This window comes from Pseudomonas guineae (genome assembly GCF_900113745.1).
Classification (GTDB): Bacteria; Pseudomonadota; Gammaproteobacteria; order Pseudomonadales; family Pseudomonadaceae; genus Aquipseudomonas; species Aquipseudomonas guineae.
In genome coordinates, this window is the sequence record NZ_FOQL01000001.1 from 1,368,497 (window position 1) to 1,380,761 (window position 12,265).

The 12,265-nt window shown below is 58.8% G+C and carries 11 protein-coding genes; all 11 read left to right on the top strand.

Annotated elements, in window-relative coordinates; translation table 11 throughout:
* Positions 1–19: 19 nt before the first annotated feature.
* On the top strand, positions 20–2,095 hold the full coding sequence (locus BMZ32_RS06225) for a pilus assembly protein TadG-related protein (RefSeq protein WP_090240595.1): 2,076 nt from the start codon (positions 20–22) through the stop codon (positions 2,093–2,095).
* Positions 2,096–2,108: 13 nt separating this feature from the next.
* The gene (locus BMZ32_RS06230) at positions 2,109–2,999 is read left to right on the top strand and encodes a hypothetical protein (protein ID WP_139213939.1); all 891 of its coding nucleotides are present in this window, start codon (positions 2,109–2,111) and stop codon (positions 2,997–2,999) included.
* A gap of 2 nt (positions 3,000–3,001) precedes the next feature.
* Complete coding sequence (locus BMZ32_RS06235; RefSeq protein ID WP_090240598.1) at positions 3,002–3,664, top strand: hypothetical protein; 663 nt, start codon at positions 3,002–3,004, stop codon at positions 3,662–3,664.
* Positions 3,664–4,686 carry a hypothetical protein gene (locus BMZ32_RS06240; protein ID WP_090240599.1) on the top strand — a complete coding sequence of 341 codons (1,023 nt, stop codon included), beginning with the start codon at positions 3,664–3,666 and terminating at the stop codon, positions 4,684–4,686. Before BMZ32_RS06235 ends, BMZ32_RS06240 begins: the two co-directional genes overlap by 1 nt.
* A 98-nt stretch (positions 4,687–4,784) precedes the next feature.
* Positions 4,785–6,512, top strand: coding sequence for a Flp pilus assembly protein CpaB (cpaB, locus tag BMZ32_RS06245; RefSeq protein WP_090240601.1), 1,728 nt, complete (start codon positions 4,785–4,787; stop codon positions 6,510–6,512).
* 66 nt (positions 6,513–6,578) lie between these two features.
* The gene (locus BMZ32_RS06250) at positions 6,579–8,066 is read left to right on the top strand and encodes a type II and III secretion system protein family protein (RefSeq protein ID WP_090240603.1); all 1,488 of its coding nucleotides are present in this window, start codon (positions 6,579–6,581) and stop codon (positions 8,064–8,066) included.
* Between the two features lie 10 nt (positions 8,067–8,076).
* On the top strand, positions 8,077–9,741 hold the full coding sequence (locus BMZ32_RS06255; RefSeq protein WP_090240605.1) for a TadA family conjugal transfer-associated ATPase: 1,665 nt from the start codon (positions 8,077–8,079) through the stop codon (positions 9,739–9,741).
* Positions 9,738–10,595, top strand: coding sequence for a type II secretion system F family protein (locus BMZ32_RS06260; RefSeq protein WP_090240607.1), 858 nt, complete (start codon positions 9,738–9,740; stop codon positions 10,593–10,595). The genes BMZ32_RS06255 and BMZ32_RS06260 overlap by 4 nt, the downstream gene beginning before the upstream one ends.
* A 3-nt stretch (positions 10,596–10,598) precedes the next feature.
* Positions 10,599–11,477 (top strand): type II secretion system F family protein, encoded by an 879-nt coding sequence (locus tag BMZ32_RS06265; RefSeq protein ID WP_090240611.1) that lies wholly within the window; start codon positions 10,599–10,601, stop codon positions 11,475–11,477.
* Positions 11,474–11,824: a DUF192 domain-containing protein gene (locus BMZ32_RS19760; RefSeq protein WP_090240613.1), complete on the top strand. Its 351-nt coding sequence runs from the start codon at positions 11,474–11,476 to the stop codon at positions 11,822–11,824. Before BMZ32_RS06265 ends, BMZ32_RS19760 begins: the two co-directional genes overlap by 4 nt.
* Positions 11,812–12,264 carry a tetratricopeptide repeat protein gene (locus BMZ32_RS06275; protein WP_090240615.1) on the top strand — a complete coding sequence of 151 codons (453 nt, stop codon included), beginning with the start codon at positions 11,812–11,814 and terminating at the stop codon, positions 12,262–12,264. The genes BMZ32_RS19760 and BMZ32_RS06275 overlap by 13 nt, the downstream gene beginning before the upstream one ends.
* Position 12,265 lies beyond the last annotated feature (1 nt).

The following is a 12,265-nucleotide window of genomic DNA, read 5'->3' on the forward strand; positions in this document are numbered from 1 at the left end:
TTAGCAGGGAGGCGACGCAGTGAAGCAGCAGCGCGGGCAGGCCATGGTATTTGGCCTGCTATTCATGGGCATTATCGTGATAGCCCTGATTCTGGTGTTCAATCAGGGCATCCTCACGCGTGATCGCGTGCAGGTAGAAAACGCTGCTGATGCTGCTGCTTACTCGCAAGCCAAGCTTTTTGCTCGCCATCAGAACCTGATTGCCTACACCAACCGGGCGATCATCGCCAACGAACTGTCCCTCGGACAGGTCGTGGCACTGATGTCGTGGGCCAAGCGCTACAGTGAAATCCCATCATTCGTAAACACTTTCCCGGCGTATCAGGTGCCTATCCTGCTAATCCCGCCGAAGCCGTCAATCGCCGACGTGCTCAACGCCGTTACCCTGCCCTACCAAATTCTTGGCTACGGCGTCCGCGCCGCGGCCACCCCCGTGATGAAGATCTACCCAGACGTGGTATCGAGCTTCAACGTCATCATGGGCTTCTTTCAAAAAGCCTTTGCCATCGCCACCTTCGAGGCTCAAGCACGAATACCCGGCGAAATCGTTCGCAGCCACCAGATGGAACGACCTGAGGGGAGCCCTGGAGATCGCCTAGAAGTGGCGCCGCTCTCCAGTTTGTTTCTCGTGCAGAACTTCATTCTTACCTACTTCGCCGACTACTTGCCGGTGGACATGCTGCTGGATCAGATCAGTGGTGCCCAAACTGCCAGCGGCAATGCCGCTGGCGGCGGCGCGGCCGGCGGTGGAGCAGCCGGAGGCGGTGCGGGCACTGAAGAAGAGGCACCCGACGATCTGCTAGCCGACTTTGTCGGCTCGCACACGCCCGGTTCGATGTTGGTTAACCTCGCCCCGGAAATGCATAGCAAAACAGCCGCCGGCACCAAGGACGGTTTGGGTTCCCGGCAAGCGTCGCGGCGCTTCGCCGCCACAATTAACGAACAACGCAACACTTGGCTGGCTGACCGTCGCTTCGACCCCACCACCAGCCCGTTTGCAGGGATCAACCTCAGCACACCAGAAATAACCATTCCGCTGGGGTTCATCAACATCAAGTTCCAGTTCGGCCTGCAGGTTGGAGTGTTCAACAACGGCGGTACCGCCTACACCTACAACCCATTGAGCGTTTCCGCTGCCGGTAAAAGCATGCCGGTGTTCGGCTGGCGCTCCATCGACTACAGCTCAATGGGCTTCAAGCTGGAATTGAAACTGGCTATTGAATTGTGCATGCCGGTGGTGGGGTGCATCAGCATTTTCGACGACGGCATCAACTTTGGATTGGGCCTGCCGTTGGGCGGCGCCACTTATCAGTTCGTGACCAATCAGGGCGACAACTACCTAATGCCCACGCAATGGGGCACGCCAGCGCAAGGTTTAATCAGTGGCAAGCCAAGACCTTATGGCGAAGCCATGCATCCGGTGCATGCGGTGACCTACGGCTGGGGCTTCGTACCACCGCTGTTCATTTACGGTGCCCGCCCAGGCGATACAGAGTACGGCTACAGCGGCTCGCCGTCGTTCTTCGTGCTCGGTGAGGACCATGCCGAAACTGGACGCAGTAAAGAGTTTACGGTCGCGGTTTCTAAGCCCCTGAGCTCGATACGTACCGCCGACAACCCTGAAAGCCTAAACATCAATCGCGGTACCTTTGCCCTGCAAACCCAGAAAGTGCGCGATCAGGACAATCCGCTGCTACTGCTGTGGGGCGATGGCGAGCGGATGATGAGCATTTCCTCGGCGGAAACTTACTTTGCCCCACCGTCAGGTCGCGATGAGTCGCCCAATCAGTACAGCCCCTATTGGGATGCGCGCCTGCGCGAGCCCAGCAAAGTCGTGGAGTTTATTGCCTCCGGCAAAATCGACCTGCGCAAAGTGCTGGGGCTGGACAGCATCACCCCGTCAGCGGTCTCCGGTTTCATGCTCGGTTTGGCCACAGATTACGTGATCAATCCTGGCCGTGACCGCCTGCTGGAAAAACTGCCAGCCTTGATCAAGCCGATTGCTAAACCGGCCATCGAAACCGTCACCGACACCGTGCTCGACAAAGCCGTTGAAGGCATCGGCAGCGCCTTGGATTCCTATGCAGCGCCTTAACCGTGGACAAGCAATGGCCGAGTTCGTCGTGATGACGGCGGGCTGTTTGCTATTGCTATTCGTGCTAGTGCCGGTAGTCGCGAAGATGACCGACATGGCCTACAAGTCCCAAGAAGTCGCCCGCTACACCGCATGGGAACGCACTGTGTGGTACGGCCCTAACGGCGGCAGGGAAACCACGCCAACACAAATCGACACATCAGAGGGGCACCTTGCGACCCGCTCTGACGCGCAGATTTTCAACTCCGCCGAGCACCGCATTCTGTCGTTCAAGAGCACCGCCGACAGCTTTGATCCGCAAGACATCAGCGCCGACAGCAGCACCCAAAGCAACCACTTCTGGCGTTGGACCCACGGCCAGGGTCAATCCATGCTCAGCAGTGGCGAGATGCCGGACAACTCCAGCCTACGCAATGAGCGCACGCCGTCCACCGCCTACGCCATCCTCGACAGCTACAACGACGTTATGGGCGGCGTAGCTAAAGTAGTGAGCATTCTCAGCTTTGGTCAAGGCGACGAAGACTTTCTCCAAGTCGCCCATCCCATCCACAACTTTTACAAGTCTGAGGTTGAGCTGCCTGTTTCTTTGGCCGGCAGCAAGCTTGGCTCTCAAGACCTCTTCCCAGGGCACGTGCGTAATCTCGATATCAAGGCGCGCTCTGCAGTGTTGGCGGATGGCTGGGTCGCGCAAAGCGACAGTCACTTCCATGACAAGGCCGGCAACTTTGTGCTCGGCACAGCGGTCGAGAACAACCCGATCTGGAAGACCCTGCGCGGCATCATCGGCATCTTCGAGCCGTCCTTCAAAGAAATCGACTTTGCGCCGGTCAACACCGACCCCATGCCCGATACCGACTTCGACTGTAACCAGTTCACTGGTTACTGCTACTTCGCGAAAGACTGACTATGCGCCCAAGCCCCATACCCGCCCTTGCCCTGCTGTGCTGCCTGAGTGTTCAGGCGGACTGCGATTACGACGACTTCCCGCGCATGGACGGCATGCTCGTCAGCTCGCTGGGCAATAACGTGCAATGGAACCACATGGCCCTGAACGGGCGCAGCTTCCGCGTGCAAGCCAGCGTTGAAGCAGTCAAAAGCTATTACGGCAAGCAATGGAAAGACGCCGTCGACTACACCGAATTCAATGGTTGGGAGCAGATTCTGCACATCAACAAGGACTGCATGATGATGCTGCAGGTTAAGGCTCAAAACGACCGCTACAGCTACGGCAACCTGATGTTGACCAACCCCCCAGCCCGCAACGCCGGCAGTACCGCATTGGGCAGCGGCATGCCCGTGCCCCATGACGCGCAAGTCATCAGCGACATGCGCAGCGACGACGATATCCGTAAAGGCCGTCTGGTCTTGTTGCTCAGTGAAAATGACCTGCACAGCACCCAAGCCTGGTACGAGGCCGAACTGCAAACCCAAGGCTGGACGTTAGAGTCACGCAGCACCCAGAACCATGCGGTCGTCCTTAGCTACCTCAAAGGCCGTGAGCTCATGACCGTTGGTCTGCTGCGCGCCCAAGGCCGAACCCAGGTACTGCTCAACAGGATGGATCGTTGATGAATCGCTTTCGCCAATGCGGCCAATCCATGACTGAGTACTTAGTCGTGCTCGGGGTGACCGGTGCAGCTCTGGTAGCTACCACCAGCGATGTGAATCGGCTGTACAGCAACGTTCGCGACGGCTACGAAAACCAGTCACGGGAAATGAACAAGGTTCAGGTCTACAACAACCCGAAGGTGCAATTCAACGAGAACGAATCTGAGCCCGAAGGTGAGGGCGACGGGGAGAAGCCGCCGACCTACGACGAGGAGTTGCCCGACGCAGACTCACAGCTGCCCTCGATCGAGCTGGTGTACGACCAGTACAACAAGCCGATCGGGCGCATGAAGGGCGACACCCTGATCGATGAGAATGGTGATTTCTTGGCATTTTGCCAGCGCACGCCGGCCGGCGACTGCGTATTTGTCGACGCCGACGGCAACATCCTCTATCCGGGCGCCACCAGCCAACGTCGCTGGGTCGACGAAAACGGCAACGAGTTGCCGATGATGGCGATGACCTTAGGTGGCAACGTGGTGGGCTTCGCCTACCTCTACAAAGGTAAGTACTACTCCAGCGCAGATCGCAAGCTACTGGACCCACAGCCCACCGGACTCAGCGCCAAACCGATGCGCACGACCAGCGACATTCTGGATGGGAAGGTTCAGGTTACCGGCTACGAACTCAACGGCCGCCTCTATTCGATCAAGCAGACGTTAGAAGGAAAACCCACGTTCGACCAAACCCAAGACCCTCAGCAAGAAGAGTTGGTCAACGTGGTATTCAACGTCGCCCCCACCAGCAACTGGGACGGCTACAAGCCATGCCTGGTTATGCCAGCTGGCTGGAACACGATTTATGCGACTGGTGATCTGCTCTCCGGCGCGTGGGAAAGCAAGTTCAACGACCCCTCGCAGCGTCTCAGTCTTGGTCCAATAAAAGGTGCTGGTGGTTTCGTCGATGCCAGTGCCAGCGACTGCGGCGGTCTCAGTACAGCGACCTACGACCCGGTGACATCGAAGTGGATGCTTAGCAAATAAACCGCCGACCGGGGATACACCCGTGGGCTTTGAACACTCGTCGAGCAACGTACATTTTGATCCGGCTCAACTGGGCCGATTAAGTATTGGGGAGCAACATGTCATCCGTTTCCGGAAAAAAACTGCTGATCATCGCTATCGGCTGCGGGGTGCTTGCCGCAACCCTCGGGTGGCTATACTTGAAGGCCAAGGAGTCCCAATACCGGGACGCCTATAAGCCCGTCGACCAGGTCAAAGTCTCGGTGATTGTGCCAAAGGTCGATATTCCCAAGTCGCAATCGTTGACCCGCGAAAACGTTGCTGCCATGGACATGCCGCGTGAGTACTTGCCCTCCAATGCGGTACTCACCGATGACTGGCCCAAACTTGAAAATCGTATGACCCTGCAGGCACTGCAGAACGGTCGCCCGATCACCTGGGACGCCGTGGAGCGTGATGGCGTGTCGCGGTTTTCCGAAACAGTCGAACTGGGCAAACGGGTCAAGACCGTCAAAGTCAGCAAAATCAACTCCTTCGACGGCATGCTCCGCCCCGGCGATCGCATTGATTTGTTGGGCACCTTCTCAGCCACCGACATCGGCATGCAGGAACAGCTCAACTACTCCGATGAAGTGGTCATCACGGTTCTGGAAAACATCGAGGTGTTGGCCGCTGGCCGCGAAGACTCCGGTGGCCGCAAGTACGAGAACTACTTCGATCGAAGCACACCCGACGGCTTCAATATGAACTTCTCAACCCTCTCGCTGACGCTCACGCCACAACAGGTCGCGCGCGTTGAGCTGGCAGAGAAAGCCGGCGAGCTGGTTGCAGTGCTGCGCAACCCTAAGGACACCAGCGCCGATAAGCTTGGCCAAGTGATGGTTTCGAGCTTGCTTGATCCGCTGCCGGCGGAAACCGTCGACGTGGTGCTCGACGCCGACGGCAAGGTCCTCGGACGTATCGTTGGCGACAAAGTGGTCGGCGCCAACGGCCGAATCATCGGCCGCATTATCGATGGTCAAGCCATCGGCCTAGACGGCAAAGTGATGGGCCGTATCGTCCGTGGGTTGGCCGAGGATGACCCGCTGCTGCGCCTGCATGAGCGTGCCACAGTGGTGCGTGATGCCGACGGCAATGTGATCGGCAAGGTGGTGGACGGCAAGGTGGTGGACCAACTCGGCAACGTGATCGGCACCTACACCGACGGTAAGGCCATTGGCCTGGATGGCAAAGAACTCGGCGAGGTGCAAACCGATGTCGCGCTGGACAGCAGCGGCAGGATTATCGACATGAGCCGCTCACAACTGCCCGGTGCCGACGGCAGCAGCGCACAACTGGTCGACGGCAAATTGCTTGATGCCCAAGGCAACGTGCTGGCGCAAACCGCTGAAGTGGTTCGCGACGCCGATGGCACAGTGCTCGGAACAGTGGTCAACGGTCAACTGATCGACGCCGACGGCAAAATCATTGGCACCGTCAAAAACGGCGTCGCAGTGGGCGCCGACGGCAAGGTGCTGGGCAAGGTCGAGCAAACTCTGCTCGGCAGCGACGGTAAGCCGATGAGCGACGCCGAACTGGTTGTCCGCGACGCCGACGGTAACGTACTGGGCACCGTGCGCGGCGATACCGTTTACAACGCCGATGGCAAAGCCATCGGGCGGGTAGTCGACGGTAAGGTCGTCGACAGCACCGGCAAGGTGCTCGCCAAAGACGTGCGGATCGGCGTGGAAAGCGCACCTGTAGCCGGCACCCCGCAGCGTCGTGAAGCCAACCGCACAATTCAGTTCATCCCTGGTGGCACCGGCAAGTCCGGCGTATTGCCAGTGCAGACCTTGCGTCTGGAATAAGCCAACGGCGGCCCCCGCTGGGGCCGCGACACAACGAATGACCACGATTCAACAAGGCAAATCACCATGCGATTTCTAGTCGGAATACTGGGCACCCTGCTCTTGAGCCTGGCGGCTCACGCAAACTCCTTGCCGTCCTCACTGGTGCTCTACGACGGCGACGTGCGCGTCCTCGAAGCCCCCGGCGTGGAGCGCGTTGCCGTGGGCAACGTAGAGCTCATCAGCGCTACCCTGCTGAAAAACGAAGAAGTGGTGCTGACCGCCCAAGAAAGCGGCGAAACCACCGTGCACTTCTGGTTCGAAGACGGTACCCGAGCGCAGATGAACGTGGTGGTGGTGAAAGCTAATGGCTATCGTCAACTGCCGGAACTGCGCGCCATGCTGTCGCAAATTCCTGGAGTGCGCCTACGTACGGTCGGCCGGCAGGTGGTAATTGATGGCCGCCTGAGCCGAGAGGCCATCACTCAGATCAAGGAGGCCGTGAAGTACTACGACAACGTGGTGGTGCTGGCCGAAGAGTACAACGGCGCCGCAGGCCGAGCCGATGCCGACGAAGCGCTGGCAGAGGTTCGCGCCATGCTAGGACATATCCCAGGTATTCGCATTCAGCCCGTGGGGCGGCAAATCGTCATCGATGGCGCACTGGATGCAGTGGATATGAATCGCATAGAGCTGGTGCAGAAGCGTTACGAAGACATTCTAGTACTGGCACAAGCCGCCTCCGAATACGACTCGCCCATGATCTACTTCGATGTACGCATCACCGAGTTCGCCAAGGACGATGTGGAAGAGTTGGGTGTGAACTGGAGCACTTCGATCAACGGCCCAACCCTCGCGTTCAACGCTGACGGTGGTAGCAACAACGTATATCGCGGCCAGTTTCCCAGCAGCACTGGCACGTTCGACGCTCTGAACCAAACTATCGGCGGCGTCGCCCCACATGCTTACTGGGGGGTTGCCAGCGAACTGACTTCGCGCATTAACTTGTTGGAGCGAAACGGTTCGGCACTGACCTTGGCTTCGCCGCGTTTGTCAGCACGCAGCGGCGGCAAAGCCGAACTGACCGTCGGTGGTGAAGTACCGGTGGTGACCAGCAGCATCAGCGGCCCCTCTGTTGAGTACAAAGACTTCGGCATCCTGCTGAACATCGAGCCCAAGCTGTACGGCAAGGACCAAGTTGCAACCAAGGTCAAAGCCGAGATCAGCCAGCTCGACAAAGCCAACCAAATCGGCGAGTACCCGGCCTTCAAAACCCGCCGGACTGAGAACGACGTGCAGCTCAAAATCGGCGAGACCTTGGTGCTCTCCGGGTTGGTCACCGAAGACAGCCAAACCGCCAACGAAGGCATCGTCTGGCTGAAAAACCTGCCGTTCATTGGCACGTTTTTCCGCAATAAGAGCTTCAAAGGCAACCGCACTGAATTGGTGATTTTCATCACCCCGCGCCTGCTCACTGATGCACCGGATTCGCCCAACGCCAAAGAGCTCGCTCGTGAAGAGAAGATGCTCCAGCGCTACCAGGAAAACTTCGGCTCCGTCGAGCTGATTGACTGAAGGCACACCCATGTTCGAGATCGAAGTCACTTACCGTGACGGCAAGCCGGTGGAGACACTCACCTGCACCAGCGCCCAGTGCGAACTGGGACGCGCGCGCACCGGCTTAATCCGCCTGCGCGGCTGGAAGGTTGCGGCGGTTCATGCACGCATTGAGCAATCCATGGCCGGCCTGTTTGTCGAAGACGTCAGTCGCGGCTACGAGCTTCGCGTGAACGGCAGTCAAGTGTCACGCCACGGCCCTCTGGCACCTGAGGACGCCATTGCCATTGGTGGCTACCTAGTACGCGTGCGGGTTCTGCAACCTGAACTCAGCAAAGACGCACCGAGCATTGCCCCAGCCCTGCTAGACGCCCAATCACAAGAAGAATCCGACGCTAAGGAATCGCAGGACCTGTACCAGTCCTACATGGAGTGGTCGCGTTTCGTTCAGGTTGAACTGTTCCGCGCCCTCGACCTGCGCCGCATGAACCTCGACAGCATGGATCAGGGGCAGGTGCGCACGATCCTCTCTGACCTGATCGACGAGATTCTCAACCAAGTCGGCGGTCGCATGCCGGCGCTAAATACCGAAACATTGCGCAAGATCGTGCTCGACGAAGCCGTCGGTCTAGGCCCGCTGGAAGACCTGATCGCGGACAAGTCGGTGAGTGAGATCATGGTCAACGCCTACAACGACATTTACGTTGAACGCGCCGGCCGCCTGGTGAAAACGCCGATCAACTTCAGCTCCAACGCCGCCGTTCTCTCAACCATCGAGCGGATCATTTCACCGCTGGGTCGGCGCATCGATGAAAGCTCACCCATGGTCGATGCGCGCCTCAAAGACGGCTCACGGGTGAACGCCATCATCCCGCCGCTGGCGCTTCGCGGCGCCTGTCTGACCATCCGGAAATTCCCCGACCACAAGCTGACCACAGATGACTTGATCAACTACGGCTCGGTGAATCCGCAGATGGTCGACTTTCTGCGCACCGCGGTGGAGCAACGCTTGAACATCGTCGTGTCTGGCGGTACCGGCTCAGGTAAAACCACGCTACTGAACATCCTTTCCAACTTCATCCCGATCGAAGAGCGTGTGGTTACCGTGGAAGACGCCGCCGAGCTGAAGTTGGTGCAACCGCACGTGGTCGCGCTGGAAGCGCGCCCGGCCAACATGGAAGGCAAAGGCCAAGTCACCATCCGCGACTTGGTGCGCAACTGCCTGCGGATGCGCCCCGACCGCATCGTGGTCGGCGAGTGCCGGGGTGGTGAAGCACTGGACATGCTGCAAGCAATGAACACTGGCCACGATGGCTCGCTCACCACTGGTCACGCCAACAACCCGCGCGACATGTTGCGACGACTGGAAGTCATGGTGTTGATGGCGGGCATGGACCTGCCCGTACAAGCGATTCGCGAGCAAATCGCCTCGGCGGTGCAACTGATCGTTCAACAAAGCCGCTTCGGCGACGGCTCCCGGCGCATAACCAGCATCAGCGAAATCACCGGGATGGAGCAAAGCACCATTCAACTCAACGAAATCTTCCGTTTCCAGCAAACGGGCTTCGATGAGAATGGCCGGATTAAGGGCCACTTCATGGCCACCGGACAAATACCTGAGTTCTATGAGGCACTGGCGCAACGCGGGATTCCAGTTGATCTGGGAATTTTCCGCGAAGGTGCTCCGCGATGAGCGAGCTCTTGCTACTGGGTTGCCTGGCCGCGCTCGGCGCGATGGTTGGGATTGCTGCAGTGCTACTCGGCGATCGGATTTCGGACTATTTTTCGTTCTACAAACGACAATTCTCGCGCAACGCCGAAATCGAGATGGCGGACATGTTCATCTTCGCCAACGGCCGCCAGTTATTTATCGTCAGCTTGATGCTGATGGTGCTGGTGCCGCTGTTGCTCCACGCGCTGTTCCAAATTGTGGTGCTGACGGTGGGCGGCGCGGTGGTGGCGGTGTTCATACCGCGGATGATTTTCAAACACCTGAACAAGAAGCGCCTGGCGAAATTCGAAGAGCAACTGCCGGACGCCTTTATGCTGCTGTCCGGCAGCCTGCAATCCGGCGCCAGCCTGTCGATGGCGCTGGAGAACGTGGTGCAGCAATCACCGGCGCCGCTGTCGCAAGAGTTCGGCCTGCTGATCAAAAATATCCGTTTGGGCGTCACCTTGGAAGATGCTTTGCTGCAGCTTGAAAAACGCATCCCGACGCCCTCCTTCACCATGGCCAGCTCGGCCATCCGCATCAGCCGCGAGGTCGGCGGCAACTTGGTGGAGACCATCAACAGCATGGCGGCGATGTTGCGCCGCAAGCGCGTGATGGAAGGCAAAATCGACAGCTTGACTGCTCAGGGCCGCGCCCAGGGCATCTTCATGGCGATGCTACCGGTGTTCCTCGCCGGCATCCTTAGTGCCATCGAACCCGAGGCCATGAGCCAGCTCTATACCACCCGCAACGGCCTAATGGTGTTGTGCGTGATGGTGGTTATGGAAGTGCTGGGCTTTGTTTCCATTAGACGAATCACCCGGATAGACGCCTAAACCATGACTGAACTGCTCGCTCTCCTCAGCAGCGCCGGCCTCGGCGTCGCGGTTACCTGTTCGCTGCTGCTGTTCGTCTGGCTGCTGTCACTTCTGCCCGAAGAGAACCGCACCTACATGGACCCGGTGCCCGGCTGGGTTCGGCCTATCTGGCCGCTGGTACGCATGATCAGCCACTTTTTTTGCGGCAACGTCCCGCCGCAACACATGGATCGCCTGGACCTCAAGCTGCAAAAAACCGGCGCACTTTATGTGCTCACCGCAGAAGACTTCCTCGCGCTCTGCATTACCTTGGCGCTGCTCTTCCCGATCGTTGCGGCCGTGCCCATGGCAACCGGTAAGTCCGGCATTATCTGGCCGGTGCTGGGGCTTATGCTGCTGATGGGTGCCGCCTTGCCAATGATGTGGATCAGCGACACGCACAAGCGCCGCGACCGCGACATCACCCGTAATCTGCCGGTGTTTCTTGAGTACCTGAGCATGTGCGTGGACGCTGGGCTGAACTTCCTCGGCGCCCTGCAGCAAGCGGTGGATAAAGGCCCTAACGGCGCGATGAAGAACGAGTTTCGTATCGTGCTGCGTGATATCCGCTCGGGCTTACCGCGCGCCGAGGCGTTGGAGCGCATGGAGAGTCGCGTCAATCTCAAGGATGTCACCACCTTCGTGCGATCTGTGATCCAAGCCGAGAAGATGGGCAGCAGCTTGCGCAACACCTTGCAGATTCAGGCCCAGCAACGCCTGGAGGAACGCTTCCAGCGTGCGGAGAAAACCGCCATGCAGGCGCCGGTGAAACTGGTCATCCCGTTGATCATGTTCATCTTCCCGCTGACCTTCGTGATCCTACTGTTCCCTATTGTCGTCAAGTTCATGGGCCAGACATGAACGCCCAGCTGATCCATCAACACGCCGGACGCAAGCCAACGGAATTGCAGCTAGAGCTCGCCTTCAGCACTCTTCCCCGGCTGCGTGGCCTGCTCGGCCGGCGGTCCTTGGCGCAGGGGCATGGTTTGTGGATTAAACCCTGCAACTCTGTGCACTGCTGCTTCATGCGCTTTGCAATTGACGCGCTGTACCTCGACAGCCAACAGCGCGTGCTAAAGATTCGCCATACCCTCGCACCCTGGCAGTTCAGCCTCTGCTGGCGAGCCACAAGCGTACTGGAACTGGCTGCCGGAGAATCCCGACGCCTAGGCATAGAACCCGGAGATCACTTGCTATGCGATATCTAATCCTCACGTTGTGCGCCCTACTGCTGAGCGGCTGCGCCGGCCTGTTGCCAACATCCGACCTAGTTAGTACACAGAAGAGTGCCGACCAAGCCTACGCAGCAGGGCAGTATGAACAGGCAGCCAACGGTTACAGCCGCCTAGCTCAAGCCATGCCCACCGATGCCGGCGTACGCTACCAAATGGCTAACAGCCTTGCTCGACTGGGCGATGTCAACGCTGCAATCAGCGCCTACCGGGAGGCCTTAGTTCGTGACCCGCAACACGCCCGCGCATGGCACAACCTACTACAAGTGCAATTGCGCGAAGCGTTACGTACCGCCAGTGAAATGCAGCGCAACCTCAACCGCCAGCAGCCCCACGCCGAACAGGCACTGCACAATGCCGAGCAACTACTACGCTTGACCGCACAACCGGACCCTGACCCGGTCAAGGAGCCTTAAG

What these genes read in the sequence shown, in the direction of transcription:
- cpaB (WP_090240601.1), top strand. Translation starts at nt 4,785, where the DNA reads ATGTCATCCGTTTCCGGAAAAAAACTGCTGATCATCGCTATCGGCTGC.
- BMZ32_RS19760 (WP_090240613.1), top strand. Translation starts at nt 11,474, where the DNA reads ATGAACGCCCAGCTGATCCATCAACACGCCGGACGCAAGCCAACGGAA.
- BMZ32_RS06260 (WP_090240607.1), top strand. Translation starts at nt 9,738, where the DNA reads ATGAGCGAGCTCTTGCTACTGGGTTGCCTGGCCGCGCTCGGCGCGATG.
- BMZ32_RS06235 (WP_090240598.1), top strand. Translation starts at nt 3,002, where the DNA reads ATGCGCCCAAGCCCCATACCCGCCCTTGCCCTGCTGTGCTGCCTGAGT.
- BMZ32_RS06265 (WP_090240611.1), top strand. Translation starts at nt 10,599, where the DNA reads ATGACTGAACTGCTCGCTCTCCTCAGCAGCGCCGGCCTCGGCGTCGCG.
- BMZ32_RS06230 (WP_139213939.1), top strand. Translation starts at nt 2,109, where the DNA reads ATGGCCGAGTTCGTCGTGATGACGGCGGGCTGTTTGCTATTGCTATTC.
- BMZ32_RS06250 (WP_090240603.1), top strand. Translation starts at nt 6,579, where the DNA reads ATGCGATTTCTAGTCGGAATACTGGGCACCCTGCTCTTGAGCCTGGCG.
- BMZ32_RS06275 (WP_090240615.1), top strand. Translation starts at nt 11,812, where the DNA reads ATGCGATATCTAATCCTCACGTTGTGCGCCCTACTGCTGAGCGGCTGC.
- BMZ32_RS06240 (WP_090240599.1), top strand. Translation starts at nt 3,664, where the DNA reads ATGAATCGCTTTCGCCAATGCGGCCAATCCATGACTGAGTACTTAGTC.
- BMZ32_RS06255 (WP_090240605.1), top strand. Translation starts at nt 8,077, where the DNA reads ATGTTCGAGATCGAAGTCACTTACCGTGACGGCAAGCCGGTGGAGACA.